General features: G+C 66.4%; 23 protein-coding genes and 2 pseudogenes. 7 read left to right on the plus strand and 18 right to left on the minus strand.

The window, feature by feature from the left end; all coding sequences use genetic code 11:
• Window positions 1-103: 103 nt before the first annotated feature.
• A complete protein-coding gene (locus AC1Q7H_RS03260; protein ID WP_492380966.1) occupies window positions 104-1,078 on the minus strand; it encodes a LysR family transcriptional regulator in 975 nt (324 codons plus the stop codon).
• A gap of 98 nt (window positions 1,079-1,176) precedes the next feature.
• On the opposite strand from AC1Q7H_RS03260, the gene dsdA reads away from it, so the two are divergent.
• The gene (dsdA, locus tag AC1Q7H_RS03265) at window positions 1,177-2,517 is read left to right on the plus strand and encodes a D-serine ammonia-lyase (RefSeq protein WP_211982337.1); all 1,341 of its coding nucleotides are present in this window, start codon (window positions 1,177-1,179) and stop codon (window positions 2,515-2,517) included.
• Between the two features lie 96 nt (window positions 2,518-2,613).
• Window positions 2,614-3,178 (plus strand): annotated as a pseudogene (locus AC1Q7H_RS03270) (MFS transporter); the annotation flags it as partial.
• Between the two features lie 276 nt (window positions 3,179-3,454).
• Here AC1Q7H_RS03270 and AC1Q7H_RS03275 read toward each other — a convergent pair.
• From AC1Q7H_RS03275 to AC1Q7H_RS03305, 7 genes are all read right to left on the minus strand, one after another.
• Window positions 3,455-4,639, minus strand: coding sequence for a ribonucleotide-diphosphate reductase subunit beta (locus AC1Q7H_RS03275; RefSeq protein WP_013958036.1), 1,185 nt, complete (start codon window positions 4,637-4,639; stop codon window positions 3,455-3,457).
• 138 nt (window positions 4,640-4,777) lie between these two features.
• Complete coding sequence (locus AC1Q7H_RS03280; RefSeq protein WP_492380953.1) at window positions 4,778-7,711, minus strand: ribonucleoside-diphosphate reductase subunit alpha; 2,934 nt, start codon at window positions 7,709-7,711, stop codon at window positions 4,778-4,780.
• 493 nt (window positions 7,712-8,204) lie between these two features.
• Window positions 8,205-8,822 (minus strand): 1,6-anhydro-N-acetylmuramyl-L-alanine amidase AmpD, encoded by a 618-nt coding sequence (ampD, locus tag AC1Q7H_RS03285; protein WP_013958038.1) that lies wholly within the window; start codon window positions 8,820-8,822, stop codon window positions 8,205-8,207.
• Window positions 8,819-10,441 carry a sigma-54-dependent transcriptional regulator gene (locus AC1Q7H_RS03290; protein ID WP_492380954.1) on the minus strand — a complete coding sequence of 541 codons (1,623 nt, stop codon included), beginning with the start codon at window positions 10,439-10,441 and terminating at the stop codon, window positions 8,819-8,821. The genes ampD and AC1Q7H_RS03290 overlap by 4 nt, the downstream gene beginning before the upstream one ends.
• Window positions 10,442-10,466: 25 nt before the next feature.
• Window positions 10,467-12,572: a sensor histidine kinase gene (locus AC1Q7H_RS03295; RefSeq protein WP_492378437.1), complete on the minus strand. Its 2,106-nt coding sequence runs from the start codon at window positions 12,570-12,572 to the stop codon at window positions 10,467-10,469.
• Window positions 12,569-12,874: a PP0621 family protein gene (locus AC1Q7H_RS03300; RefSeq protein ID WP_013958041.1), complete on the minus strand. Its 306-nt coding sequence runs from the start codon at window positions 12,872-12,874 to the stop codon at window positions 12,569-12,571. Before AC1Q7H_RS03300 ends, AC1Q7H_RS03295 begins: the two co-directional genes overlap by 4 nt.
• Window positions 12,875-12,880: 6 nt before the next feature.
• Window positions 12,881-13,819 carry a cytochrome C assembly family protein gene (locus tag AC1Q7H_RS03305; protein WP_211980314.1) on the minus strand — a complete coding sequence of 313 codons (939 nt, stop codon included), beginning with the start codon at window positions 13,817-13,819 and terminating at the stop codon, window positions 12,881-12,883.
• A gap of 132 nt (window positions 13,820-13,951) precedes the next feature.
• On the opposite strand from AC1Q7H_RS03305, the gene ffh reads away from it, so the two are divergent.
• Entirely contained in the window at window positions 13,952-15,346 is a 1,395-nt protein-coding gene (ffh, locus tag AC1Q7H_RS03310) for a signal recognition particle protein (RefSeq protein WP_013958043.1), read from the plus strand.
• A 54-nt stretch (window positions 15,347-15,400) separates the two neighbouring features.
• The gene (locus tag AC1Q7H_RS03315; RefSeq protein WP_013958044.1) at window positions 15,401-15,943 is read left to right on the plus strand and encodes a hypoxanthine-guanine phosphoribosyltransferase; all 543 of its coding nucleotides are present in this window, start codon (window positions 15,401-15,403) and stop codon (window positions 15,941-15,943) included.
• A gap of 47 nt (window positions 15,944-15,990) precedes the next feature.
• Here AC1Q7H_RS03315 and AC1Q7H_RS03320 read toward each other — a convergent pair whose 3' ends face one another.
• The 4 genes and pseudogenes from AC1Q7H_RS03320 to AC1Q7H_RS03335 all read right to left on the minus strand — a co-directional run bounded on the left by AC1Q7H_RS03320 (window position 15,991) and on the right by AC1Q7H_RS03335 (window position 17,942).
• Complete coding sequence (locus tag AC1Q7H_RS03320) at window positions 15,991-16,605, minus strand: LysE family translocator (protein ID WP_013958045.1); 615 nt, start codon at window positions 16,603-16,605, stop codon at window positions 15,991-15,993.
• 106 nt (window positions 16,606-16,711) lie between these two features.
• Complete coding sequence (locus AC1Q7H_RS03325; protein WP_211980316.1) at window positions 16,712-17,194, minus strand: type II secretion system protein; 483 nt, start codon at window positions 17,192-17,194, stop codon at window positions 16,712-16,714.
• Window positions 17,166-17,557: pseudogene (locus AC1Q7H_RS03330) on the minus strand (type II secretion system protein). Before AC1Q7H_RS03330 ends, AC1Q7H_RS03325 begins: the two are co-directional and overlap by 29 nt.
• Entirely contained in the window at window positions 17,532-17,942 is a 411-nt protein-coding gene (locus AC1Q7H_RS03335; RefSeq protein WP_211980317.1) for a general secretion pathway protein GspG, read from the minus strand. Before AC1Q7H_RS03335 ends, AC1Q7H_RS03330 begins: the two are co-directional and overlap by 26 nt.
• On the opposite strand from AC1Q7H_RS03335, the gene AC1Q7H_RS03340 reads away from it, so the two are divergent.
• Window positions 17,935-18,369 carry a lytic polysaccharide monooxygenase gene (locus AC1Q7H_RS03340; protein WP_211980318.1) on the plus strand — a complete coding sequence of 145 codons (435 nt, stop codon included), beginning with the start codon at window positions 17,935-17,937 and terminating at the stop codon, window positions 18,367-18,369. The two genes, AC1Q7H_RS03335 and AC1Q7H_RS03340, sit on opposite strands and share 8 nt — an antisense overlap.
• A gap of 16 nt (window positions 18,370-18,385) precedes the next feature.
• Here AC1Q7H_RS03340 and AC1Q7H_RS03345 read toward each other — a convergent pair whose 3' ends face one another.
• The 3 genes from AC1Q7H_RS03345 to AC1Q7H_RS03355 are packed head-to-tail and all read right to left on the minus strand — an operon-like array spanning window position 18,386 to window position 21,746.
• Entirely contained in the window at window positions 18,386-19,279 is an 894-nt protein-coding gene (locus AC1Q7H_RS03345; RefSeq protein WP_013958049.1) for a 2OG-Fe(II) oxygenase, read from the minus strand.
• The gene (locus AC1Q7H_RS03350; RefSeq protein ID WP_013958050.1) at window positions 19,276-20,019 is read right to left on the minus strand and encodes a lytic transglycosylase domain-containing protein; all 744 of its coding nucleotides are present in this window, start codon (window positions 20,017-20,019) and stop codon (window positions 19,276-19,278) included. The genes AC1Q7H_RS03345 and AC1Q7H_RS03350 overlap by 4 nt, the downstream gene beginning before the upstream one ends.
• Window positions 20,020-20,024: 5 nt before the next feature.
• A complete protein-coding gene (locus AC1Q7H_RS03355; RefSeq protein WP_013958051.1) occupies window positions 20,025-21,746 on the minus strand; it encodes a proline--tRNA ligase in 1,722 nt (573 codons plus the stop codon).
• Window positions 21,747-21,938: 192 nt separating this feature from the next.
• Here AC1Q7H_RS03355 and AC1Q7H_RS03360 point away from each other — a divergent pair, with 192 nt between their 5' ends.
• Together AC1Q7H_RS03360 and AC1Q7H_RS03365 are read left to right on the plus strand one after the other, a co-directional pair.
• Window positions 21,939-22,622 carry an RNA pyrophosphohydrolase gene (locus AC1Q7H_RS03360; RefSeq protein WP_013958052.1) on the plus strand — a complete coding sequence of 228 codons (684 nt, stop codon included), beginning with the start codon at window positions 21,939-21,941 and terminating at the stop codon, window positions 22,620-22,622.
• Window positions 22,615-23,196, plus strand: coding sequence for a CNP1-like family protein (locus tag AC1Q7H_RS03365; protein WP_013958053.1), 582 nt, complete (start codon window positions 22,615-22,617; stop codon window positions 23,194-23,196). Before AC1Q7H_RS03360 ends, AC1Q7H_RS03365 begins: the two co-directional genes overlap by 8 nt.
• Window positions 23,197-23,286: 90 nt before the next feature.
• On the opposite strand, the gene proB is transcribed toward AC1Q7H_RS03365, so the two are convergent.
• The 3 genes from proB to rpmA all read right to left on the minus strand — a co-directional run bounded on the left by proB (window position 23,287) and on the right by rpmA (window position 25,994).
• Window positions 23,287-24,405, minus strand: coding sequence for a glutamate 5-kinase (gene proB, locus AC1Q7H_RS03370; RefSeq protein WP_013958054.1), 1,119 nt, complete (start codon window positions 24,403-24,405; stop codon window positions 23,287-23,289).
• Window positions 24,406-24,502: 97 nt separating this feature from the next.
• Entirely contained in the window at window positions 24,503-25,600 is a 1,098-nt protein-coding gene (gene obgE / locus AC1Q7H_RS03375) for a GTPase ObgE (RefSeq protein ID WP_013958055.1), read from the minus strand.
• Between the two features lie 133 nt (window positions 25,601-25,733).
• Window positions 25,734-25,994, minus strand: a complete 261-nt coding sequence (rpmA, locus tag AC1Q7H_RS03380; protein WP_010814747.1) for a 50S ribosomal protein L27 — start codon at window positions 25,992-25,994, stop codon at window positions 25,734-25,736.
• Window positions 25,995-26,001: the final 7 nt, after the last annotated feature.

Below are 26,001 nucleotides of genomic sequence, written 5' to 3' on the forward strand. Positions count from 1 at the left end.
AGAGGGAGGCGGGGCGGCGGCCCATGGTTGCGTCAATCTATCCGCTTCTCGGCAAGCTCGTCAAGCCTGGCCTGGGAGGGCTCTCTTCCAAGGGGCTATCGAATCAACGCCCCAACCTGGCTCTTCGCGGTACTCCATCCAGCGAAAGCAACTCCATTCGCGCGGTATCGAAGCGCGCACACTCTGCCTTGAGCCACGTCGAGAAAATGATCACGCGCCTATCCTCAGGATTACGAGAAAGCAGCATGTAGCGCGCCGGCGCGCGTACGTGCTTGCCGAAGACATTCACCAGCCGTCCGCTCCTGATCTCGTCATAGACCAGGGCCGTACGCCCCATCGCCACCCCCTGGTGGTTCAACGCCGCGCTGATGGCAAGGCTCGACAGATTGAACTGCGGCCCCTCCAGATGCCCAATCCATGTCGGGTGAAAGGCCTCAAGCCATGTCCGCCATTCCACAAACTCGGCTGCGCCGACCCATGGCGATGCGTCATGCAGCAACACGACGCCGTCGAGCGAAGCCCCGTCAGATAGCCCAGGATGCTGGGTGAGGTACTCGGGTGTGGCCACCGGAATCAGGAACTCGTCCAGCAAAACGTCAGCTTGCAACTGGCTGTAGCGGACGGGGTCGTAACGCACTGCCACGTCAATGTCTTCCGCCTCCATCGATTGCCTGTCCAGGGCCTGGAACTCGGCTTTCAGGCGCACGGATACGTCCGGCTGCTCGCGGTGGAACTCAGTCAGGCGCGGCATCAGCCATTGCAGCGCATACGACGGCAGGCAATTGACCTGCAAAGGCGCATTTGGCAGGCCGAGTCGCTGGATCGTCAGCTGAATCTCGTGCAGTGCGCGCGTGGTCGTCTCGAACATAGCCTCACCCTTTGGCGTCAGTTTCAAGTTGCGCGGCTGGCGCACGAAGAGCATGTAGCCGAGACGGTCTTCCAGATGGCGAATCTGCTGGCTCACCGCGCTTTGGGTGAGGCTCAGCGATTCGGCGGCCTTGGTAAAGCTCAGCAAGCGCCCCGCGGCTTCGAAACACCGCAACGCGCCGAGAACAGAGGAATCGAGCTGCATTCGTATTAGCCTGACTAATGCATGCGTTAGAAACGATCGCTATTTTTGCACGATTACAGCGTCTACGATCACGGTTCATAAGGAATTCCTTGGAGAAGGACGTGATGGCCACCCTGCCGCTCACTCGTGATCTATTAGAAATACTTCAATCGAGACAGCCGCTGCTTTGGCTGAATCCGAGGCTGGGGCAACCCCTGCCGGCTTCCGCCCCATCGACGGAACTGATCGCATCGGCCGAGGCGCGCCTTGCGCGCTGTGCACCACTCATGGCGACGCTGTTTCCCGAACTGGGGTCAAGCCATGGGCAAGTGGAATCGCAATTGATGCCGGCCACCGCACTCCAACACGCGATCGTCGGCAACGATGGCGCCGAGGGGGCATGGTTCATCAAGCGGGACGACGAACTGCCGATTGCAGGTTCCATCAAGGCTCGCGGCGGCTTTCATGAAGTGCTGGCGATTGCCGAATCTATCGCGATCGAGCACGGTGTCCTGAAGCCTGCGGGTGATCGCCGCCTGCTGGCGACGGCGGCAGCGCGCGCGCTGTTCTCGCAATACTCGGTAACGGTCGGCAGCACGGGCAACCTCGGCTTGAGCATCGGCGTGATGGCGGCTGCTCTCGGGTTCGATGCGGTTGTACATATGTCCGCGGACGCCAAGGCGTGGAAGAAGGACCGCCTGCGCAAACGCGGCGTACGCGTCGTGGAACATGAAGGCGACTACGCTGAAGCAGTGGCAGCTGGCCGGGACCAGGCGCTGGCAGCGCCGCGCTGCCATTTTGTTGATGACGAGCGCTCCGCCCTGCTCTTCTTCGGATACGCTGCCGCGGCACGCCACCTGGCGCGCCAGCTGGCCGAAGCCGGCCGCGTCGTGGATGCCGCGCATCCGCTCTTCATCTATCTGCCCTGCGGTGTCGGCGGCGCACCCGGTGGTATCACTTACGGGCTCAAGGCACTGTTCGGCGAGCATGTGCACTGTTTCTTCGCCGAGCCCGTGGCCTCGCCATGCGTACTGGTGCAGTTGGCCTCAGGTGCGCAAGCTCCCGTATCCGTCTACGACATCGGCCTGGATAACCGGACCGACGCCGATGGCCTCGCCGTCGGCCAGGCATCCCATCTGGTCAGCCCGTTGATGGCTTCCCAACTCGCCGGCGTGTTCACCGTCCCCGACGATCAACTCTACGTTCAGTTGCTCGCGCTCAAGACGTCGATGGGCGTGGAAGTCGAGCCGTCAGCGGCCGCCGGCATCGGAGGCCCGGGCTGGCTGCGTCGCTCGCCCGAGGGCCAGGCGTATGTGCGCGATCACGGATTGCACATGCACGACGCCACGCATGTGATCTGGGCCACCGGCGGCTCGCTCGTCCCGCCCGAGGAGCTTCGCCGGTTCCAGGATTACGCCGCAACACTGGCCGGCCATGCTTCTGGCGCGATGCAACAGGCAGCCTGACCCTCTCGTCGTCGCGCCCCCCACAATACAAGGAGACACTTTCATGGAGCAGCATCGCCCGATGTTCAGGGGCGGCCTGACACTTACGCATTTGAAGACGCCACCTATCGCAAGGTCGCCCTGCGCTTCATCCCGTTCCTGATGCTGTGCTACGTCGTCGCGTATCGCGATCGCGTGAATATCGGCATCGCCAAGCTCAACATGCTGGCCGACCTGCAATTCAGCGAGGCGGCCTATGGGCTCGGCGCAGGGCTGTTCTTTATCGGCTACATGCTGTTCGAGGTACCGAGCGACCTAATCATGCATCGTGTCGGCGCGCGACGCTGGATTGCCCGCATCATGATCTCCTGGGACCTGCTCTCAGGAGTCATGGCATTTGTCACGACACCATTGCAGTTCTACACGGTACGCTTCCCTGCTCGGCGTCGCCGAAGCCGGCTTCTACCCCGGCGTAATCCTCTATCTGACGTACTGGTTTCCGAATCGCCACCGCGCTAAAGTCACTGCCATATTTCAGGCGGGCATTCCAATCACCGGCTTGCTCGGCAGCCCTTTGTCGGGCTGGATCCTGGAGCGCTTTCACCTGGTCGGCGGTCACGCCGGCTGGCAATGGGTGTTTGTGCTCGAAGCCCTGCCGACGCTCCCGCTGGCGATCGGCGTGAAATACGGCCTGACGACGAATTCACAAACACGTCAATCCCGCCCTGAGTGTCCTCTTCGACCGTTTATCTTTGGAAGTGGGTCGTTGAGCACCTCGCCATAGATGCGGGCGCACATATCTTCCAAGGCCGAATCGTCTGTTGGCTTCGAAATTTCAAATTGCACGACGCGCATGCCCTTCCCTTGTGCTTGCTCCTCTCGTGAAGGCGCCAATGCGCAAACAAAAAATGGGAGCGAGTTGCTCCCATTTTTTGTCACTTAGCATCTATCTACTGCCTCAATCCCAGCTCAACGCCCCACCCGTCTGATACTCAATAACGCGAGTCTCGAAGAAGTTGCGTTCCTTCTTCAGATCGATCATCTCACTCATCCACGGGAACGGATTCTCCTCATTCGCGAACAACTGATCCAACCCAATCTGCTGGCAACGACGATTGCAAATGAACCGCAGATACCCCTTAAACATCGGCGCATTCAACCCCAACACCCCACGCGGCATCGTATCCTCCGCATAGCGATACTCCAGATCCACCGCCTTCTTGAACAGCTCAGTAATCTCAGCCTTGAACTCCGCCGTCCACAGATGCGGGTTCTCCAGCTTGATCTGGTTGATCAGGTCGATACCAAAATTGCAGTGCAGCGACTCATCGCGCAGGATGTACTGATACTGCTCGGCAGCACCAGTCATCTTGTTCTGCCGGCCCATCGCCAGGATCTGCGTAAAGCCCACATAGAAGAACAGCCCTTCCATGATGCAGGCGAACACGATCAGGCTCTTCAGCAGCTTCTGGTCGTTTTCCGGCGTGCCGGTCTTGAACGACGGGTCGGTCAGGGTGTCGATGAACGGGATCAGGAACTCGTCCTTGTCGCGGATCGACTGCACTTCGTGGTACGCGTTGAAGATCTCGGCTTCGTTCAGGCCGAGGGACTCCACGATGTACTGGTAGGCGTGGGTGTGGATGGCCTCTTCAAAGGCCTGGCGCAGCAGGTACTGGCGGCATTCCGGCGCGGTGATCTGGCGGTAGGTGCCCAGGACGATGTTGTTGGCGGCCAGCGAGTCGGCGGTGACGAAGAAGCCGAGGTTGCGCTTGATGATGCGGCGCTCGTCTTCGGTCAGGCCGTTGGGGTCTTTCCACAGGGCGATGTCGCGGGACATGTTGATTTCCTGCGGCATCCAGTGGTTGGCGCAGCCGGCCAGGTATTTTTCCCACGCCCACTTGTACTTGAACGGCACCAGCTGGTTGACGTCGGTCGAGCCGTTGATCACGCGCTTGTCGGCGGCATTGACGCGGCGGTTGCTTTGCGCGGCGGCGGCGTTGGGATTGTCGCCCAGGATACCGGGCTGCGTGGCGGCCGGCGGCAGTACGCCTTGCTGGTCGGCCGTGGCGGCAACAGCGGGTTGCAGGGCAGGCTGCGGTGCGGCCTGCGGGGTAGCTTGAACGTCGTCGTCCCAGCTCAGCATGATGTGGTTCTCCGTGATTCGATTTGGGGGCGGCGGTTTGGTCGGATTTGACGCTTCACTTCGTGGTGGCGCCGGCCCTCACCCCCGCCCCTCTCCCGCAAGCGGGAGAGGGGCGGGGGTGGCTTTTACTCTCTTACGTTATTGGCAGGCTTCGCACTCTTCAAAGCCAGGGTCGCCCGGGCGCATCGTGCAGACCGCGCCTTCGGCTTCCGGCATGGCCGGGGCCGATGCTGCGGCTGCGTCCAGGGCGGAGCCGCTGTCGCTGCCCGACGACACTGCGTTCAGCGAGCCGCGCGACACGGTGGACTTCTCCACGTGCGTCGCAGCCATGGTGCGCAGGTAGTAGGTGGTCTTCAGGCCGCGCAGCCAGGCCAGCTTGTAGGTGTCGTCCAGCTTCTTGCCCGAGGCGCCGGCCATGTAGATGTTCAGGGACTGGGCCTGGTCGATCCACTTCTGGCGGCGGCTGGCGGCTTCCACCAGCCAGGTCGGCTCCACTTCGAACGCGGTGGCGTAGATGTCGCGCAGGTCTTGCGGGATGCGGTCGATGCGCGACAGCGAGCCGTCGAAGTACTTCAGGTCGGCAACCATCACCTCGTCCCACAGGCCGCGCTCCTTCAGGTCGCGCACCAGATAGTCGTTGACCACGGTGAACTCGCCCGACAGGTTGGACTTGACGTACAGGTTCTGGAAGGTCGGCTCGATGCAGGCCGACACGCCGATGATGTTCGAAATGGTCGCGGTCGGGGCGATCGCGATGCAGTTCGAGTTGCGCATGCCGTGCTGCTTGATGCGGGCGCGCAGCGCGTCCCAGTCCATCGTGCTGGACAGGTCCACGTCCAGGTAGCCGCCGCGCTCTTCGGCCAGCAGCTTGAGCGAGTCTTGCGGCAGGATGCCACGGTCCCACAGCGAGCCTTCATAGGTGCTGTAGCGGCCGCGCTCTTCGGCCAGCTCGGTCGAAGCCTTGTAGGCGTAGTAGCACACCGCTTCCATCGAGGTATCGGCAAACTTGACGGCGGCGTCGCTGGAGTACGGCGTGCGCAGCACGTGCAGGCAGTCCTGGAAGCCCATGATGCCCATGCCGACCGGACGGTGGCGCAGGTTGGAATTGCGCGCCTTGTCCACGGCGTAGTAGTTGATGTCGATCACGTTGTCGAGCATGCGCATGGCGGTGCGCACGGTCTTCTGCAGCTTGGCGTGATCCAGCGCGTAGGTGCCGTCGGCCTGCTTGGTCATGTGGGCGACCAGGTTGACCGAGCCCAGGTTGCACACGGCGATCTCGCTCTCATTGGTATTGAGCGTGATTTCCGTGCACAGGTTGGAGCTGTGCACCACGCCCACGTGCTGCTGCGGGCTGCGGATGTTGCACGGATCCTTGAAGGTGATCCACGGGTGGCCGGTCTCGAACAGCATACCCAGCATCTTGCGCCACAGTTGCAGCGCCGGCAGCTTCTTGAACAGCTTCAGTTCGCCGCTGGCGGCCTTGGCTTCATAGCCCAGGTAGGCCTTTTCGAATTCCTTGCCGACCTTGTCGTGCAGGTCCGGGCAGGTGGCGGGCGAGAAAAGGGTCCATTCGCCGGCTTCCATCACGCGCTTCATGAACAGGTCCGGAATCCAGTTGGCCGTGTTCATGTCGTGGGTGCGGCGGCGGTCGTCGCCGGTGTTCTTGCGCAGTTCCAGGAATTCTTCGATGTCCAGGTGCCACGTTTCCAGGTAGGCGCAGACGGCGCCCTTGCGCTTGCCGCCCTGGTTCACCGCCACGGCGGTGTCGTTGACCACCTTCAGGAACGGCACCACGCCTTGCGACTTGCCGTTGGTGCCTTTGATGTGCGAGCCCAGTGCGCGCACGTTGGTCCAGTCATTGCCCAGGCCGCCGGCGAACTTGGACAGCAGGGCGTTTTCCTTCAGCGCTTCATAGATGCCTTCCAGGTCGTCCGAGACGGTGGTCAGGTAGCACGACGACAGCTGCGAGCGGCGGGTGCCGGAGTTGAACAGGGTCGGCGTGGACGACATGAAGTCGAACGACGACAGCAGCTGGTAGAACTCGATGGCGCGCGCTTCACGGTCCTTCTCGTTCAGCGCCAGGCCCATGGCCACGCGCATGAAGAAGGCTTGCGGCATTTCGATGCGGGTTTCATCGATATGCAGGAAGTAGCGGTCGTACAGGGTCTGCAGGCCCAGGTAGTTGAACTGGAAGTCGCGGCCGGCGTCCAGCGCCGCGCCCAGGCGGGCCAGGTCGTAGGTGGCCAGTTGCTCGTCCAGCAGTTCGGCTTGAATGCCGCGGGCGATGAACTTGGGGAAGTACTCGGCGTAGCGGCTGGACATCTCGGCCTGGGTCACTTCGGTGCCCAGGATTTCCTTGCGGATGGTGTGCAGCAGGATACGGGCGGTGACCTGGCTGTAGTCCGGGTCTTTTTCGATCAGGGTACGCGCGGCCAGGATGGCGGAGTCGTACACCTGCGTCATCGGTACGCCGTCGTACAGGTTCTTCAGGGTTTCCTTCAGGATCGGCTCGGCGCTCACTGCATTGCCAAGGCCGCTGCAGGCATTGTCGATCAGGGCGTGCAGCGCGGCGATGTCCAGCACGTGCGTGACGCCGCCATCGGTCACGTTGACCGAGATGCCGCCTTCCTGCACGCGGGCCACGGCCTGGGCGTTGGCCTGGGCGCGCTCGTCCTTGCGCTTCTCGCGGTACAGCACATAGGCGCGGGCCACTTCATGCTCGCCCGAGCGCATCAGCACCAGTTCCACGTGGTCCTGCACGTCTTCAATATGGATGGCGCCCCCGTTGGGGCGGCTGCGCACCAGCGCGCGCACGACGTTGTCAGTCAGTTGCTCGACGATCTCGCGCACACGCGCGGACGCGGCGCCCTGCCCGCCATTCACGGCGAGGAAGGCCTTGGTCATGGCAACGGCGATCTTGGACGGCTCGAAAGCCACCACGGCGCCGTTGCGTCGAATGATCTTGTGATCCGGGTAGTTCGTATTGGCGGCGTTGGCGGGGGTCTGCTGCGCGGTCGGTGCAATACCGGCGGCGGCGCCACCCGTGGTGATTTCGTTCTGGGCCGTTTGCATGAGAACTCCTGTTTTTACCCTGGAAATAAGAGACAAAAGAGTCCCTGGCGAAATGCGGCGAAAAGAACGTCCCTCCCGGCGTGAAGTCAGGGCGGACAGACTGCCTTTACGTGAACATTTCGCCAGGGACTCTTGTGATTCGCTGGCCTTAGCGGGCGGTTTCGAGACGATGCACGAACTTCGTGATCCCTGACTCGCCCTTGGGCCGGCTCCCCGGTTTGACTACTAGATATAGTGTGTGACGCGTGAAACTGGGCTAAGTATAGTGAAACGAATCCGAATGACCAGTCTTGACAAGCGCTATTTCGGAGGCGGTTGCGCCGATGCGGCAGCGCCACATGCCCGCAACCCTAATACTCGCAAGGGTTTTCGCCAGACCGTTCGCAACTGCACATTTCACAAAAATTTTTTTGATTGTTGCGAGGTTGCGATAGCCCCACGCCGAGGTAGGGCATGTGCGCCGGAACGGGGCGCACGGGGATGGGGAATGACGTTAAGAATTCGTCACCTGGCCAGCCGCGCCAGGGCACTGGTAGGGCAACATGCCCGGCGCCACGCCCGCCTGCCTGGCGAAGCGCGCCCAGTCGAAATGCGGGCCGGGATCGGTCTTGCGCCCCGGGGCGATGTCGCTGTGGCCGGCAATCGCGCGCACCGGGTAGGCGACCAGCAGCGCGGGCACCAGCGCGGCCACGGTGTCGTACTGGGCCAGGGTGAACGGCAGGTCGTCGCAGCCCTCGATCTCGATGCCGATGGAAAAATCGTTGCAGCGGGCGCGGCCGAAGAAGTCTGACTGCCCGGCGTGCCAGGCCCGCTGCGTGCACGGGACGAACTGCACCAGTTCACCCTCGCGGGTGACCAGGAAGTGCGCGGACACCTGCACCTGGTGGATGGTGGCAAAGAACGGGTGCTTATTGGGATCGAGCCGGTTCTGGAAGAAGGCCTCGATGTCGCCGCTGCCGAACTGGCCGGGCGGCAGGCTGATGTTGTGCAGCACCACCAGGTCCACCGGCATGCCGGCCGGGCGCTCATCGAAATTGGGCGACGGCACGCGGCGCGCGGCGGGGACCCAGCCGTCGGCATCGGGCAGGTAGCGGTGCTCAGGCTTGCTCATGGCGTGCCCCCGCCTTCCACGGCGCTGCGGTCGGCGGCGTCCATGGCTTCGCGGATGCCCAGTTGCTGGATGCGGTAGCGCAGCTGGCGCAGGTTCAGGCCCAGCAGCGGCGCGGCCGCGGTGCGATTGAAGTTGGTCTGCGCCAGCGCCTGCAGAATCAGCTCGCGCTCCACGGCTTCCAGCCTGGCCGGCAGGTCGATCGGGAAGACGATGCCGCGGCAGGCACGTTCGGCGGGGTCGCCGGCGGGCTCGGGTTCGGGCGCGCTGGCCGGGGTCGGTGCCACGGGCGGCGGCTCTGCCAGGGCCGGCGCGGGCGCGGCGGCCGGCGGCACCGGCGCCCACATGCCTGCGGCACCCCAGGGTGCGTAATAGTTAGGCGCCATCGCCGGCGCGGGGGCATGCATCAGCCCGGCCCGTTCGGCACCGGCGTCCAGCGGGCCCAGATCGGCCAGCTCGATCTCTTCGCTCTCGGCAAAGGCGTAGGCGCGCTCCAGCAGGTTCTCCAGCTCGCGCACGTTGCCCGGGAAGGGATAGGCCACCAGCCGTTGCAGCGCCGCCGGCGACAGCCGCTTGGGGCGCGGGTCGCCGTAGCGCACCGCCAGGTGGTCCAGGATGGCGCGCGCCAGCACCGGGATGTCTTCACCGCGCTCGCGCAGCGTGGGCATGCGCAGCGCCAGCACGTTCAGGCGGTAGTACAAGTCCTGCCGGAACTGCCCGGCCGCCACCATCGCGGCCAGGTCCTTGTGGCTGGCGCACATCACGCGCACGTCGACGGCGTCTTCGCGGCTGGCGCCGATCTTGCGCACGCGGCGCTCCTGCAGCGCGCGCAGCAGCTTGACCTGCATCGGCAGCGGCAGGTCGGCCACCTCGTCCAGCAGCAGCGTGCCGCCGTTGGCGGCCTGGAAGAAGCCGCCGCGCTCCCCGTCGGCACCGGTGAAGGCGCCTTTGACATGGCCGAAGAACTCGGACTCCATCAGGTTCTCGGGGATGGCGCCGCAGTTGACGGCGATAAAGGGATGCGCGGCCCGCCCGCTGGTGGCGTGAATGGCGCGCGCGGCGCGCTCCTTGCCGCTGCCGGATTCGCCGCTGATCACCACCGGCGCCATGCTACGCGCCAGCCGCGACAGCGAGCGGCGAACCTCCTGCATGGCGGCGGAATGGCCGGGCAGCAGGGCCGCGGCGCGGTCGGCGGCCTGCTCGGCCGCGGCGGCTTCGGCATCGGTGCTGTCGCGTTGCTGGCGGCCCAGCGCGTTCAGCACCAGGCTGCGCAGCTGCTCCAGCGAGACCGGCTTGGCGATGTAGTCGAAGGCGCCGGCCTTGAGTGCTTCCACGGCGTTGTCGGCGCTGCCGTAGGCGGTGATGACCGCCACCGGGATGCGCTCCGGCGCGGCCGACAGCTGGCGCACGATCTCTATACCCAGGCCGTCGCCCAGCCGCATGTCGGTCAGCACCAGGCTGTAGCGGCCCTGTGCCAGCTTCTCGCGCGCCTCGGCCAGGGAGCCGGCCAGCACCACGTCATGGCCCATGCGGCGGATCGAGATGTCCAGCAGCTCGCGCAGGTCGGCCTCGTCGTCGATGACCAGGATGGGGTCGGGCGCTCGGGGCATTCGGGGTGGCATGGGGTGGTGGCTGGGTTGGGACAGGTCAGGCGGCGGCCGCATCGGCACTCTCGATGCGCAGCGTCAGCACGAAAGCCTTGGCCGGCAGTGTATCGCGCGCGGCGGGGGCCAGCATGCCGGTGCGCTCGAGCAGCGCCGGCAAGGCGATGGCGCCGTAGCGCACCTGGGCGTCATTGGCGCCGCACAGCTCGCGCGCCATGAACAGGCCCAGCCCGGTGCCCTGGGCGTTGCTGGTGAAGAACGGTTCGAACAGGCTGCGCTGGTGCTCGCGCGCGACTTCGGCGCCGTCGTTCCAGACGATCAGCTCGGCATGGTGCTGGTCCAGCGCATGCGCCAACAGCCGGATCGAGCCCGGCAGCCGGCTGCAGTAGCGCCAGGCGTTGTCCAGCAGGTTGCCCAGTACCTGTTGCAGCTGCGAGGCGTCGAACACCACCGGCTGGGCCACGTCCACGGTCAGCCGGATGGCATTGGCGTTGATGTCGGCCCGGCCCGCCGGGCGGGTCTCGCCTGCGCGCGGGCGGCGCGAGCGCATTTCGGCGCGCCAGCGCTCGACGATCTCGGGCAGCGCCTGCGCCAGGTGCACGGTGCTGCGGCCGGTGCGCGGGCGGCGCGACATCTGCAGCACGTCTGACACCACCTGGTCCAGCCGGCGCACGTTGTCGTTGATGATGCGCAGCAGGCGGGCGTCGATATCGACATCGGCGCCGCCATGGTCCTGGGCGGCGGGGTCGCGCCGGCCGGAATCGCCCAGCAGCTCGCTGGCCTGGCTGATCGCCGCCAGCGGGTTGCGGATCTGGTGCGCGATGCTGGCCACCAGCCGGCCCATGGCGGCCAGCTTTTCCTGCTGCACCTGCTCGGCGATGCGTTCCCAGCTTTCGATGTGGACCAGCACGGTGTCGCGCATCTCGTTGCGCAACAGGGCCTCATCCTCCTGCGACCAGGCCATGGCCTCGTTCTGGGCGATGGCCAGGCGCAGGCGGCCGGCGGCTTCGGGCGACAGTTCGCTCCAGGCGGCCGTATCCAGCGTGGCCGGCACGGTGCGGCCATGCGCCATGGTCGAACGCAAACCTGCCAGCCCCGGCAGCACAAAGCGCAGCCGCAGCCGGGTGTGCTGCATGGTGCCGTCTGCCAGCGCGGTGCCGGACGCCATCGGCAGCAGCTGCAGGATGCGCGGCACGTCGTCCTTGCTGTGCAGCCAGTCGCGCAGCATCTCCATCAGCGGCTGCAGGCGCGGGATGCGGCGCAGGTCGAACAGCACGGCTTCGCCGCCCTGCCCTGCCGCACCACCCAGCCGGCGTGAGTAGATGCGCTCATGCGGCTGCACGCCCAGCAGCACCACCGCCGCGGGGTTCGCCGCCACCACCGCGCCGTTGGCACGCACCAGCATCACGCCGTCCTGCATATCGTTGACCATCAGCCGGTTGACCAGCTGCTGCAGGCGCAGCTCCTGCTCGCGCGCCAGCGCCAGCCGCTCCTGCGCGATCTGGCGGTTGGCCAGCATATACATCAGCAGCGCCGCGATCATGAACACCAGCCCGAACAGGCCCGAGCCCAGCAGCCCGGCATCGGCCTGGCGCAGCAGGATGGTGTGCATGAAGGGCCCGCTCATCACCACCAGCGCGGAGATCGAAGCGGCAAACAGCGCGAACAGCAGGCTGGTCAGCGCGCCGGCTTCCAGCGCCGGCAGCAGGAAGATCATGGCCAGGCCCTCGGCCTGCCCGCCCCGCCCCAGCACGCTGAAGACCAGCGCCAGCAGGGCCAGGTCGGCCAGCACCTGCACCCGCACGCGCAGATGGAAGTGCCGGCGCCACAGCGTGCCGGCCAGCATCGCCACGGCAATGCCAAGATAGGGCACGGCGATGGTCATGGCCGCCGCGTGCTCGATGCCGCCCAGGGCCCCAAGGTCGAACGGCACGGGCGGGATCGCATTCGTGACGGCGGTGACGGATGCCGGCTCGCCGCGCCGCATCAGCGCAAAGCCGACCAGCAGCAGGCCCACGGCCACGCGGGTCCAGCAGAAATAGCGCAGCAGGCGCCAGTGGAAGTCAGGCGGTTCGGGCTGGCGCCACAGTTGGGCCAGGCCGCGCCAGGCGTTCAGCCGCTGCCAGCCCGACGACGCCGGCTCTGTCACGGGCGGGGGCCGCTGCTGCCGTCACCGCCTTCAGCCCGACTCTCGTCAGGCAGATGGCTGCGGCGGCAGTAGTGCAGGCCGCGCCAGGCAATGGCCTCGCCCTGCGGCAGGTGCACGCCGCACTGGGCGCACTGGACCATGGGTTCGGCGGTGGCGTCGTCGGCCGGGCCGGCTGCGCCAGTGCGCTCGCCGGCCTGGCGGGCCTGGCGTGCGCGGTGTTCAGCCAGCCGGGCCTCGGCGCGGGCGCGCAGCCACCAGATGACGCCCAGCACCACGGCCAGCAGGATCAGGATACGTGCCATGGAAGATCAGAGACGATGCAGGACGACTTCAATCACGAAACGGCTGCCGACATAGGCCAGCAGCAGGATGCCGAACGAGGCGATGACCCAGCGCAGCGCCACCTTGCCGCGCCAGCCGCGGAAGATGCGCCCGGCCAGGATGCCGCCGAACATGGCCCACGAGATCAGCGCGAACACCGTCTTGTGGTCCAGCCGGAAGGCGCGGCCGAACAGCTCTTCAGAGAACAGCAGGCCCGAGCCGATGGTCAGCGTCAGCAGCACAAAGCCGGCGCCGATCAGCCGGAACAGCAGCTTCTCCAGCGTCAGCAGCGGCGGCAGCAGGTCAAGCCAGCGGCCCAGCCATTCGCTGGGTTGCTGCTCCGGCGGCCGCGCGGGCGCGTGCCGGAAGCCGTGCAGGCGCCGTTCGGCCAGCAGCATCAGGAAGGCGTGGAACGCCGCCAGCGTGAACAGCCCGTAGGCCACGTTGGCGATGATGAAATGTAGCTTGAACAGCGGCCGCGCCGCGTAGCCCAGGATCTGCGAGCCGGGGAAGGCCAGGGGCATCAGGCTGGCTACCAGCGCCACCGGGATCACGATCAGCCCCAGGCCCGCCAGCGAGAAGAAGAAGCTTTCTATCCAGTAGATGCCCACGCCCAGCCACAGCATGGCCGACAGCGCAAAGGCAAAGCCGAACATCATGCGCTCGGCCGGGAAGATGGTTTCATGCAGCAGCAAGCCGTGGCTGGCCAGCGCCGCCAGCATCAGCACGTGCCACCAGGCCGGGCGCCCTTCGCCATGCGCGCCGCCTACCGGGGGGATGGGGCCACCGCCGGCCACCAGCACGGCCGAGGTCGCCCCCCCTGCCTGGCCGGCAGCGGTGGCAACGCGTGGATGGCGCGTGGCCCAGCCGTGATAGGCCAGGCCGCAATAGAGAAGTGCCGTCAGGGCATACAGTACAATGACCATTTACGCAGTTTACCTTAGTGCCCACGGACGGTGGCGGCCGGTTGAACAGGTGTTCCAGGCGCGCCCCGTGTGCCAGACTGCTTCCGAATTTCAGCCCCGAGCCCTGCTCCGACTTCTCCCCCGATTCCTGCCATGCTGGACAATCTCACTCAACGCCTGGCGCGTGTGGTCAAGACCATGCGCGGCGAGGCGCGCCTGACCGAGGCCAACACTGCCGAGATGCTGCGCGAAGTGCGCCTTGCCATGCTCGAAGCCGACGTGGCGCTGCCGGTCGTGCGCGAATTCGTTGCCCGCGTGAAGGAAAAGGCCATGGGCGAGGAGGTTGTCAGCAGCCTCACCCCGGGCCAGGCCCTGGTCGGCGTGGTCCAGCGCGAGCTGACCGCCGTGATCGGCGGCGCCGACGCGGCCAGCGGCAACAACAAGGAAGCCGAGCTGAACCTGGCCGTGCAGCCGCCCGCCATCATCCTGATGGCCGGCCTGCAGGGCGCCGGCAAGACCACCACCGTGGGCAAGCTGGCCAAGTGGCTCAAGGAAAACAAAAAGAAGAAGGTGCTGACGGTCTCGTGCGACGTCTACCGCCCCGCCGCTATCGCGCAGCTGAAGACGGTTTCCGAGCAAGTCGGCGCTGACTTCTTCCCGTCACAGCCGGACCAGAAGCCGGTGGACATCGCCCGCGCGGCGGTGGACTGGGCGCGCAAGCACTACCACGACGTGCTGATCGTCGACACGGCCGGCCGGCTCGGTATCGACGAGCTGATGATGCAGGAAATCGCCGCGCTGCACGCGGAGCTGAAGCCCGCCGAAACCCTGTTCGTGGTCGACGCCATGCTGGGCCAGGACGCCGTCAACACCGCCAAGGCCTTCAACGACACCCTGCCGCTGACCGGCGTGGTGCTGACCAAGCTGGACGGCGATGCGCGCGGCGGTGCCGCACTGTCGGTGCGCCATATCACTGGCCGCCCGATCAAGTTCGTCGGCGTCGGCGAAAAGCTGGACGGCCTGGAGCCCTTCTACCCCGACCGCATGGCCCAGCGCATCCTGGGCATGGGCGACATCCTCGCGCTGGTCGAGGAAGCCCAGCGCGGCGTGGACATGGAAGCGGCCGAGAAGCTGGCCAAGAAGATCAAGAAGACCGGCGACTTCGACCTGGAAGACTTCAAGGCCCAGATCGGCCAGATGAAGAAGATGGGCGGCCTGGGCAGCCTGGTCGACAAGCTGCCGGCGCAGTTCGCCCAGCAGGCGCAGGGCGCCAACATGGACCAGGCCGAGAAGCAGGTGGCCCGCATGGAAGGCATCATCAACAGCATGACGCCCACCGAGCGCGCCAAGCCCGAGCTGATCAAGGCCAGCCGCAAGCGCCGCATTGCCGCGGGCGCCGGCGTGCCGGTGCAGGAAGTGAACCGCCTGCTCAACCAGTTCGACCAGATGCAGTCCATGATGAAGAAGCTCAAGGGCGGCGGCATGATGAAGATGATGCGCCAGATGGGCGCGATGAAGGGCGGCATGAAGGGTCTCTTCAACCGCTAGAATCCGTCTGCGCACCTCGACTTGCCTCCCCCGCAAAAGAACAGGAAAGACATCATGATGAGCGCCGTACAGGCCCGCGAGCTGTGGGCCAACTCCGAAGAAATCGTCTCCGCCGCGGAAGTCCAGGCGTCGCTGGACCGCATGGCCACGGAAATCACCGCCAAGATGGGCGATGCCTTCCCGCTGGTGCTGTCGGTGATGGGCGGCGCGGTGGTCTTCACCGGCATGCTGCTGCCCAAGCTGGCCTTCCCGCTGGAGTTCGACTACATCCACCTCTCGCGCTACAACAACAAGACCGTGGGCGGCGAGATGCAGTGGCGCGTGGCCCCGCGCGAGTCGGTCAAGGATCGCGTGGTGCTGGTGCTGGACGACATCCTGGATGAAGGCGAGACCATGGCCGCCATCCGCGAGCGCATCATGGACATGGGCGCCAGGGAATTCCACGCCGCCGTGCTGTGCGAGAAGACGCTGACCAAGATCAAGCCCATGCATCCGGACTTCTGCGGCTTTGCTGTGCCGGACCGCTATGTCTTTGGCTGCGGCATGGACGCCAAGGGCTACTGGCGCAACCTGGACTCGATCCGCGCGCTGGTTTGATCAGTTGAATACAGGCACCCGCCCGGCTGCCTGCCCCGGCGCCATCCTCAGGCGCCCAGGATCGGCCACAGCGAGGCCAGCAGCAGCACGGCCATGCCGATATTGAAGGCGCGCAGCACCCGCGGACGCGCCAGCCAGCGCCGCAGCGCCGAGCCGCACAGCGCCCACATCGCCACGCTGGGCAGGTTGACCACCCCGAAGATCCCCGCCAGCAGCAGCACGTTGAGCAACAGGTTGCCGTGCAGCACGTAGGTGCTGCACGCGCCCACCGCCATCACCCACGCCTTGGGATTGACCCACTGAAACGCCGCCGCGGCCCAGAAGCCCATCGGCCGCTTGACCTGCTGGTCCTGCACGCCGCCGGCAGTGGCCAGCTTCCACGCCAGCCATATCAGGTAGACCGTCGCCACCACGCGCAGCACCTGCCAGGTCCACGGGAAGGCGTGGAACAGCGATCCCAGCCCGAGCCCGACCAGCCCTACCATCAGCGCAAAGCCAATGCTGACGCCAAGCAGGTGCGGCACCGTGCGCACGAAGCCAAAGTTCACGCCCGAGGCGAGCAGCATCGTGTTATTGGGACCAGGGGTGATCGACGACACCAGCGCAAAGCCGGCAAACGCGGCAAAGACACCGGTTCCGGCGGCGAGTTGTGATACTTCCATGACTGACTCCAAGGCATTCAGGGAATCAGTCTACGGTCAGCAAACGGTACAGTACCGGTACACTTTGACGGAAATACGCCGATACAGGGATGCCGCCGGCCGCCGGTCAGTTTGCTTCCGGCTGGTGGACAAAGATCCACTCCTGGTAGCTGCCCTTGTCGGCAAACCCTGCGTTTGCCGGCGTAAAGCTGCCCACGCGAAGCGGGGTGCCTGGGGCCTGGCTGTACACGCCGACGATGCCGTTGTCCGGTCCGGGGACGATGCCCCACTCGCCGCCTTTCGGGAGCGGGTCGCGCCAGGCCCGGCGCAGGTAGCGCGCGACCACCGGCTGCCTCGGATCGAGCACCAGTTCATCAAGGCGCTTCGGGTACTGCCCGGCCGGGTTGGCATCGTAGTAGGCGCCGATTGCGCGGCGGATCTCGTTGCCGTGCGCGAGCAGGTCAGCCTCGCGCGCGCGCCGGTCCTGCGTGGCCCACAGCACGCCGAACTGGCTCAGCATCACGCCCAGGATAGCCAGCGCCACGAGCGCGCCGATGTAGACGGAGCCGCGGCTGTGCCGATCACCAGCTTGCATAGTCGGTCCCGTCATGCGCCTTGCCGGGCGCGCCGCTGTGCACGTCGGCAATGCCGCCCTTGGGCGAGCGCTCGAACACCCAGCTGTCGCGCCGGTTGTGAGCGGGTCCAGCGGCAGCTCGCGCAAGTAGCGGCGCTGCACCAGCTCGTCGAGCGATTCCGGGGATTTGCCACGGTCGTCGCGGTAATCGTCCAGCGCCTTGCGCAAGGTCACCAGGTTGTGGCGCAGCACGGTCTCGCGCGCCTTGTCCTGCTGGCGGAAGTACTGCGGCATGGCAAGCGACAGCAGCGTGGCGATAATGGCCAGCACCACCAGCAGCTCGATCAGCGTAAAGCCGCGGCGGCGCATGCCGTCACCACTGGTCATAGTGGTTGCCATCCAGCGCCTCGCCGCTATTGCGCGACATCACGTCGAACACAACGCCCCCCTCGCGCGGATCGTCGGGCGGGCTCTGGTAGCTGCGCAGGCGCCAGTTGCGCGCGGCGGGCTCATCGGGGCAGCCGCACAGCGGGTCGCGCGGCAGGCGCCGCAGGAAGTAGAGGCGGCGCTCGCCGGCGGGATCGGTGGCGTCGGGCACGCCCTCGGCCAGCGCTTCCAGCGACGGCGGATAGCCGCTGTCGCCGACCTTGCGCTGGATCTTGCCGGCGTCCGCCGCGTCCTTGTAGTCGTCGATGGCCTTGCGCAACTCGCGCAGTACGCGGCGCAGCTCGTTTTCCTGCGCGCGACGCACCGTCAGTTCGGCGGACGGCTCGGGCGTGCCCAATGCCGCTTGCCGCGAGGCCTTCCGGCGCAGCGGCGCCTATCCCTTCCAGCAATGGAACGAGATCACCGGGTTCCCGCAGGACTACAGCCAGGCCTCGGTCGAGCAAGCCATCAAGGACTGCACGCTGTGCAGCGGCGGTGACCTCAGGAAGGCGGGGCTCGACGTGCGCTCGACGCAGTGGCACAAGACCCCGATCAAGCCCCAGAGCGGCAAGATCCGCGTGATGTTCTACGCCACGCTGCGGGCCCTGCGCGCGCTGCGGCAGGAAGCCGGCGCGGCCGAGGACGACCCCCACCTGCTGGCGCGCATCGATGCGCTGCTGGAGTTGCTGACGCTGCTCGGCGGCTGGATGCACGGCATGCAGCGGCTGGACGATGAGGCCGTGCGGCGCGCATTGCGCCATGGCGCTGCGCCGGAGCCGCCCTAACGGGCCATGGGGTGGCTCACCGCTCGCTGCGGTACGGGCGTTCGCGCAGCCATTTGGTGGCGATCCACTTCTCGCCGGACGCCACCGGCAGGCCGGCGTGCAGCGTGCGTTCGTCCAGCGTGCCGTCGGGCAGCAGGTAGCTGAAGTACACCGCGTTGCCCTTGACCGGCGCCACCTCCAGCCCCACGCGCGGGAACGCCGTGGCGCCGCCCGCCTCGGGCGTGTTCAGGTAGATCACCAGGGTGGCGATGCGCTGCCCGCCGACGGACAGTTGCCGCGCCTCGCCCGGGCGCTGCGGGTTGAAGTAGTCGAAGTGCGGCTGGTACTCGCCGCCGGGCTTGTAGTTGAGGATCTGCAGCCCTTCGCCGTGCTCGGCGGGTACGCCGGTGACGGCGGCGATGCGCGCCTCGATGCGCGCGATCAGGGCGTGCTCGGCCACCTGGAACATCGCGCCCATGCTGGTGCGGGCGTCGATCAGGTTCTCGTCGCCGGTATCGGGGTTGACCACCGGCGAGCGCGCCAGGCGGCCGCGCGACAGCGCCACCAGGGCATCGCACTCGTCGTCGGTCAGCAGTTGCTGGAACAGCTGGACCTGCGGCGACGCCAGCCGGAACAGGATCGGGACCTGGCGGTCGCCGCCATCGGCCGCGTAGACCGCGGGCGTGCCGGCGGTGGCGGCAGGGCGGGCCGGCGCGGGCCTGGCCGGCGCGGCGCCATCGGCGCCCTGTGCAAAGGCCGAGGCCACGGCCCGGCGCGCAAAGGCCTCGTCATAGCCCGAGCGCAGCATCGACAACACCAGCGCATCGGCGGCAAAGCCCTGGGCGATATGCCGGGCCAGCCATTGTTCAAGTTCGGGCGAGGATTCGGTGTAGCCGGTCTTGCCGCCGGCAACGGAGGCTTCGCGGATCATGACGGATTGGCGGCGACGCGTTGCGACGAGAACGGGTTGCGGGCAGGCGGCTCGGACACCGGTGCGCGCGGGCGCGACGGCGCGATCTCGGGATCGCCGGCCACGGTGACCGTGGCTTCGGAATACTGCCAGCGCTTCCACGCCGCCAGCACCGCGTTCGGGTATTCGGGGCGGCCGCGGCTGCCGTTGTAGCGGCCCAGCGCCAGATACAGGTCGCCCTGCTCGCGGTCCAGGTAATAGCGCAGGATGGTGCAGCCGTAGCGCAGGTTGCTCTGCAGGTGAAACAGCTTGCGCGGGTCGCTGTCGCCGATGGCGCGCACCCAGAACGGCATCACCTGCATCAGCCCGCGCGCACCGGCCGAGCTGATCGCGTACTTGCGGAAGTTGCTTTCGACCTGGACCAGGCCCAGCACCAGCGCGGGCTCCAGCCCGGCGCGCTTGGCCTCGTAGTAGGCCACCTCGATCAGTTCCACGCGCACCTGCGGCTCGGGGATGCGCGAGGCCAGGCGGGCGGACATCTCGCCCAGCCATTTCAGGTAGGCCAGGCGCTCGCCGCCGGACGCAAATACCGGCCGCGTGGGCCGGTCATCGGCAATGGCGGCGGCCAGCGCGCCGCGCACGGAATCGGCCAGGTCTTCTTCCTTTTGCGCGCCGGCGTGGGCTGCCATGGCCGCCAGGGCCAGCAGCAACCCGCCCGCGCAGCGGCGGGCGGCGTCGGTCATGCCGCGGGCGGCGCGCATGGGGCTCAGTTCGCCAGCTGGCTGCGCACGTGGCCGACCACATCGGCCACGCTGACGGCGGTGGCCTGCGCGTCGCGCCGGCCCTGGTACTCGACCTTGCCTTCCTTCAGGCCGCGGTCGCCCACCACCACACGGTGCGGCACGCCGATCAGCTCCCAGTCGGCAAACATCACGCCCGGGCGCTCGCCGCGGTCGTCCAGGATGACGTCCACGCCGGCGGCCAGCAGCTCGGCATGGATGCGGTCGGCCTCGGCCTTGACGGCTTCGGAGCGGTCGTAGCCCACCGGGCAGATCACCACCGCGAACGGCGCGATCGCGGCCGGCCAGATGATGCCGCGCTCATCGAAGTTCTGCTCGATCGCCGCGCCCAGGATACGGGTGACGCCGATGCCATAGCAGCCCATCTGCATCGGCTGGGTCTTGCCGTTCTCGTCCAGGAAGGTGGCGTTCATGGACTCGGAATAGCGCGTGCCGAGCATGAACACGTGGCCCACCTCGATGCCGCGGCAGATTTCCAGCGTGCCCTTGCCGTCCGGCGAGGCGTCGCCTGCGACCACGTTGCGCAGGTCGGCCACGATCGGCTCGGGCAGGTCGCGACCCCAGTTGACGCCGGTGTAGTGGTAGTCGCGATAGTTGGCGCCACAGACGAAGTCGCTCATGTTGGCGACGGTGCGGTCGGCCACCACCTTGACCGGCTTCTTCATGTCGATCGGGCCCAGGTAGCCCGGCGGCGAGCCGAAGGCGTCGACGATCTCGTTCTCGGTGGCAAAGCGGAAGTCGGCCAGGCCCGGCACCTTGGACGCCTTGACCTCGTTCAGTTCGTGGTCGGCACGGATCAGCAGCAGCCAGATTTCGGCGCCCGCTTCGGTATCCTTGGCCAACACGATCGACTTGACGTTGCGCTCCAGCGGGATGTTCAGGAATTCCGCCACCTGCTCGCACTTGACCTTTTCCGGGGTGAAGGTCTTGACCAGGTCTTCCTTGGGCGAGGCGCGCTCGGCAAGCAGGGGCAGCGCCTCGGCTGCCTCCATGTTGGCGGCGTAGTCCGAGGTCGGGCAGTAGACGATGGCGTCTTCGCCGGTGTCGGCGATCACATGGAACTCATGCGAGCCCGAGCCGCCGATGGCGCCGTTGTCGGCCGCCACGGCGCGGAATTCCAAGCCAAAGCGGCGAAAGATGCGCACGTAGGCGTCGTACATGTTCTCGTACGACTTGCGCAGGCCGTCCGTGTCGCGGTCGAAGGAATAGGCATCCTTCATGGTGAACTCGCGCCCGCGCATGATGCCGAAGCGCGGCCGGCGCTCGTCGCGGAACTTGGTCTGGATCTGGTAGAAATTGACCGGCAGCTGCTTGTAGCTGCGGATTTCCGAGCGGGCGATGTCGGTCACCACCTCTTCCGAGGTCGGCTGGACTGCGAAGTCGCGCTCATGGCGGTCTTTCAGGCGCAGCAGTTCGGGGCCCATCTTGTCCCAGCGGCCGGTTTCCTGCCACAGCTCGGCCGGCTGGATCACCGGCATGGACAGCTCCACCGCGCCGGCGCGGTTCATTTCCTCGCGCACGATGTTCTCCACCTTGCGGATCACGCGCAGCCCGATCGGCATGTAGTTGTAGATGCCGGCACCCAGCTTCTTGATCATGCCGGCGCGCATCATCAGCTTGTGCGAAACGATTTCCGCGTCGGCGGGCGCTTCCTTGAGGGTGGAAATGAAGAATTGCGAGGCTTTCATCCGTAATTTCTCTCTGGGCCGCTAGGTTCGGGAAAATCCGTCCCGGCAAAATCCGGGGGCCGGCGGCACTGAATTGTGTGCACGCGCCTGAAACTGCCCTTCCGCTCGGGGAAAACCAGCATCCCCCGGTCCGGGCCCGGCTGCGCGCTTCCTTTATAATCAGCGTAATTCTAAAGGATTCGAGGTGCAGTCATGCTCGATCGTGAAGGCTTTCGCCCGAACGTCGGCATCATCCTCCTCAACGCACGAAACGAGGTTTTCTGGGGCAAGCGAATCGGCGAACACTCCTGGCAGTTCCCGCAAGGTGGCATCAAGTACGGCGAAACGCCTGAACAGGCCATGTACCGCGAACTGCATGAGGAAATCGGCCTGCTTCCGGAGCACGTCAGGATCGTCGGTCGCACGCGCGACTGGCTGCGTTACGAGGTGCCGGACAAGTTCATCCGCCGCGAGATCCGCGGCCACTACAAGGGCCAGAAACAAATCTGGTTCCTGCTGCGCATGGCCGGCAGGGACTGTGATATCCATCTGCGTGCCACCGAGCACCCTGAGTTCGACGCCTGGCGTTGGAGTCATTACTGGGTGCCGCTGGAGGCGGTGATCGAGTTCAAGCGCGATGTCTACCAGCTGGCGCTGACGGAGTTGTCACGCTTCCTGAACCGGCACGCGCGTGTGCCGCTGAGTCCGTATGGCACACACGGGACGCACGGCCCCCACGGCATGCATGGCCGCCACGGCGGACCACGCAGCCAGGCGCTCAGCCGCGCCCAGCAGGCGCAGCAGGCCGACGCCGACTGCAATGCCGAGGCCGAGCACGCGACAGAGCACGATTCACCGGCAACGCCGGTTTCCACCTCACGGAGCACTGATGACTAGTTTCACCGGCCTGGGCCGCCGCGGCGGCCTGACCGCTGCCGGAATGCTGATTGCCGCGGCCAGCCTTGCGCTGGCCGGCTGCAAGACCACCGGCAAGGAAATGGCGGAGGAAGAAAGCACCTGGATCAACCCGTTCGGGGCCAAGACCTTTGAAGAGGCCAAGGCCATGCTGCCGGCGCCGCCGCAGGACGCCAACCTGATCCCGTTCACGGTGTCGGGTACCGGCTCGCTGTCGTTCGCGGTGGACGGCAAGTCGGTCTCGGTCGGCAAGGACAACGTGGTGCGCTACACGGTCGTCACCACCAGCCAGAGCGGCGCGCGCAACGTGACCTTCGAAGGCCTGCGCTGCGATGCGTTCGAGCGCAAGCTCTACGCCACGCTGCCCAAGGGCGCGACGGAATGGGTGCCCAACAGCAGCGACTACGGCGAGACCTGGCACCGCATGGAGACTGGCGTGCGCAATGCCTACGCCGCCACGCTGGCGATCGATTTCTTCTGCGAGGGCCGTACCGTGGCCGGCACCGCCGACGCCATGGTGCGCGACCTGCAATCGCGCGCGCCGCGCAAGCGCTGAAGCGCACAGCGTCGGCATGAAAAAACGGCGGGACTGCCTGGCAGCCCCGCCGTTTTCATTTCCGCCTGGCCTTTGCGCCGGGATGCCGGATCAGACCAGCACCAGGTTGTCGCGATGGATCAGTTCGGGCTCGTTCAGGTGTCCCAGCACGGACTCGATCTCGGACGAGGGCTTGCGCGCAATCAGCCGCGCCTCGGCACTGGAATAGTTGGTGATGCCGCGCGCCACCTCCTTGCCCTGGGTGTCGACGCAGGCGATTACCTCGCCACGGGCGAACTCGCCCTGCACTTCCGTCACGCCGATCGGCAGCAGCGACTTGCCGCCGCTGGTGAGCTTCTCGACCGCGCCGTTGTCGATCACGACCCGGCCGCGCAGTTGCAGGTGATCGGCCATCCATTGCTTGCGCGCCGTGAGCCGCCCGGTCGGCGCCAGCAGCTGTGTGCCGATGGCCTCGCCCGCGGCCAGTCGCTCCAGCACGTTGGCCTCGCGCCCGGAGGCGATGGTGGTGTGGGCACCGGACTTGGCCGCGCGCTTGGCCGCCAGGATCTTGGTCAGCATGCCGCCGCGCCCGATCGACGTGCCGGCGCCGCCGGCCATGGCTTCCAGCTCGGGGGTGCCGGCCAGGGCCTCGTCCACGAACTGCGCGGCCGGGTCCTTGCGCGGATCGGCGGTATACAGGCCGCGCTGGTCGGTCAGGATCACCAGCGCGTCCCCTTCGATCAGGTTGGTCACCAGCGCGCCCAGCGTGTCGTTGTCGCCGAACTTGATTTCGTCGGTGACCACGGTGTCGTTCTCGTTGATGATCGGCACCACACCCAGGGACAACAGCGTGAGCAGGGTCGAGCGGGCGTTGAGGTAGCGTTCGCGGTCGGCCAGGTCGGCGTGGGTCAGCAGCACCTGCGCGGTGCGGATGCCGTAGCGGCCGAACTGGCTTTCATAGACCTGCGCCAGGCCCATCTGGCCGACGGCGGCGGCGGCCTGCAGCTCATGGATTTCCTTCGGGCGGCGCACCCAGCCCAGGCGCTGCATGCCTTCGGCGATGGCGCCGGAGCTGACCAGCACCACTTCCTTGCCGGCTACGCGCAGCTTGGCGATCTGGGCCGCCCAGCGGGCGATGGCGTCGTGATCCAGCCCCTTGCCGTCGTTGGTGACCAGGCTGGAGCCGACTTTAACGACGATGCGCTTTGCCTGCGCGATGACCGATTGCATGAAGGGAATCCTGTCTCCCGGGCAGCCGGCGGCGGGCGCCGCGCCCGAATTGTCCGTGGGTATTCTTCTGTGGTGGGGCGCCAGCGGCGGCCCCGGCTTATGCCTCGCCCTGCCCCTGGTCGACGTTGTGCAGCCGCTCGTCCAGGCGGATGTCCGGCTCGGCTAGCGCCGCGGCCTCTGCGGCCTTGATCGCCAGCAGGTGATCCTTGATCGCGTAGATCAGCTCGCGGCAGCCTTCGCCGGTCAGCGCCGAAATCTGGAACACCGGCCCCTTCCACTTGTAACGCTTGATGAAATCCTTCACGCGGGCGGCGCGCTCTTCCCCGGGAACCACGTCGAGCTTGTTCAGCACCAGCCAGCGCGGCTTGTCGTACAGGGTTTCGTCGTACTTCTTCAGCTCGTTGACGATGGCCTTGGCCTCAGCCACCGGGTCGACTGCCTCGTCGAACGGCGCCAGGTCGACGATATGCAGCAGCAGGCCGGTGCGCTGCAGGTGGCGCAGGAACTGATGGCCCAGGCCCGCGCCTTCGGCGGCGCCTTCGATCAGGCCGGGAATGTCGGCGACCACGAACGATTGCTCATGGTCCACGCGCACCACGCCCAGGTTCGGGTGCAGCGTGGTGAACGGATAGTCCGCCACCTTCGGACGCGCGTTGGAGATATGCGAGATAAAGGTCGACTTGCCGGCGTTGGGCATGCCCAGCAGGCCGACGTCGGCCAGCACCTTGAGCTCAAGCTTGAGCATGCGTCGCTCGCCCGGCTTGCCGTCCACCTGCTGGCGCGGCGCGCGGTTGGTACTGGACTTGAAATGCAGGTTGCCCCAGCCGCCCATGCCGCCTTCGGCCAGGCACACGCGCTGGCCGTGCTCGGTCAGGTCGGCGATGACTTCGCCGGTGTCCATGTCGGTGATCAGCGTGCCCACCGGCATGCGCAGCGAGATGTCCTCGCCGGCGGCGCCGTAGCAGTCGGAGCCGCGGCCATTCTCGCCGTTGCGGGCCACGTGCTTCCTGGCGTAGCGGAAGTCGATCAGGGTATTGATGTTGCGGTCCGCCACGGCGAACACGCTGCCGCCGCGGCCGCCATCGCCACCATCCGGGCCGCCGAAGGGCACAAACTTCTCGCGCCGGAACGAGGCGCTGCCATTGCCGCCGTTGCCGGCGATGGCTTCGATTCGGGCTTCGTCTATGAACTTCATGATGATGGGTTTCCGTGATGGATCGGCGGATCAGCGGCTGGAAGCCTCCAACCGGGCTGGCGAACTGACATTGTCGCCAGAAAAGAAAAGGCCCCGCAAGCGTTGCGGGGCCTTCATCCTGCAAAGGCTGTTATCAGGCCGCCGGAACGACGCTGACTTGCTGCTTCTTGGCAGGGCCCTTGACGGCGAACTGCACGTGGCCGTCCACCAGGGCAAACAGCGTGTGGTCCTTGCCCACGCCGACGTTGTCGCCGGCATGCACGCGGGTACCGCGCTGGCGGATGATGATGCCGCCGGCGTTGATGGCCTGGCCACCAAACACCTTCACGCCCAGACGCTTCGATTCGGAATCACGGCCGTTCCGCGTGGAACCGCCGCCTTTTTTCTGTGCCATGTCTTAC

It is taken from the genome of Cupriavidus sp. GW823-FHT06D04 (genome assembly GCF_058795055.1).

Coding starts and splice junctions, on each gene's coding strand:
- rpmA (WP_010814747.1), bottom strand. CDS start 25,994: ATGGCACAGAAAAAAGGCGGCGGTTCCACGCGGAACGGCCGTGATTCC.
- ffh (WP_013958043.1), top strand. CDS start 13,952: ATGCTGGACAATCTCACTCAACGCCTGGCGCGTGTGGTCAAGACCATG.
- AC1Q7H_RS03280 (WP_492380953.1), bottom strand. CDS start 7,711: ATGCAAACGGCCCAGAACGAAATCACCACGGGTGGCGCCGCCGCCGGT.
- AC1Q7H_RS03300 (WP_013958041.1), bottom strand. CDS start 12,874: ATGGCACGTATCCTGATCCTGCTGGCCGTGGTGCTGGGCGTCATCTGG.
- proB (WP_013958054.1), bottom strand. CDS start 24,405: ATGCAATCGGTCATCGCGCAGGCAAAGCGCATCGTCGTTAAAGTCGGC.
- AC1Q7H_RS03365 (WP_013958053.1), top strand. CDS start 22,615: ATGACTAGTTTCACCGGCCTGGGCCGCCGCGGCGGCCTGACCGCTGCC.
- AC1Q7H_RS03325 (WP_211980316.1), bottom strand. CDS start 17,194: ATGACGGGACCGACTATGCAAGCTGGTGATCGGCACAGCCGCGGCTCC.
- AC1Q7H_RS03305 (WP_211980314.1), bottom strand. CDS start 13,819: ATGGTCATTGTACTGTATGCCCTGACGGCACTTCTCTATTGCGGCCTG.
- AC1Q7H_RS03320 (WP_013958045.1), bottom strand. CDS start 16,605: ATGGAAGTATCACAACTCGCCGCCGGAACCGGTGTCTTTGCCGCGTTT.
- dsdA (WP_211982337.1), top strand. CDS start 1,177: ATGGCCACCCTGCCGCTCACTCGTGATCTATTAGAAATACTTCAATCG.
- ampD (WP_013958038.1), bottom strand. CDS start 8,822: ATGAGCAAGCCTGAGCACCGCTACCTGCCCGATGCCGACGGCTGGGTC.
- AC1Q7H_RS03355 (WP_013958051.1), bottom strand. CDS start 21,746: ATGAAAGCCTCGCAATTCTTCATTTCCACCCTCAAGGAAGCGCCCGCC.
- AC1Q7H_RS03290 (WP_492380954.1), bottom strand. CDS start 10,441: ATGCCACCCCGAATGCCCCGAGCGCCCGACCCCATCCTGGTCATCGAC.
- AC1Q7H_RS03275 (WP_013958036.1), bottom strand. CDS start 4,639: ATGCTGAGCTGGGACGACGACGTTCAAGCTACCCCGCAGGCCGCACCG.
- obgE (WP_013958055.1), bottom strand. CDS start 25,600: ATGAAGTTCATAGACGAAGCCCGAATCGAAGCCATCGCCGGCAACGGC.
- AC1Q7H_RS03315 (WP_013958044.1), top strand. CDS start 15,401: ATGATGAGCGCCGTACAGGCCCGCGAGCTGTGGGCCAACTCCGAAGAA.
- AC1Q7H_RS03345 (WP_013958049.1), bottom strand. CDS start 19,279: ATGATCCGCGAAGCCTCCGTTGCCGGCGGCAAGACCGGCTACACCGAA.
- AC1Q7H_RS03360 (WP_013958052.1), top strand. CDS start 21,939: ATGCTCGATCGTGAAGGCTTTCGCCCGAACGTCGGCATCATCCTCCTC.
- AC1Q7H_RS03350 (WP_013958050.1), bottom strand. CDS start 20,019: ATGCGCGCCGCCCGCGGCATGACCGACGCCGCCCGCCGCTGCGCGGGC.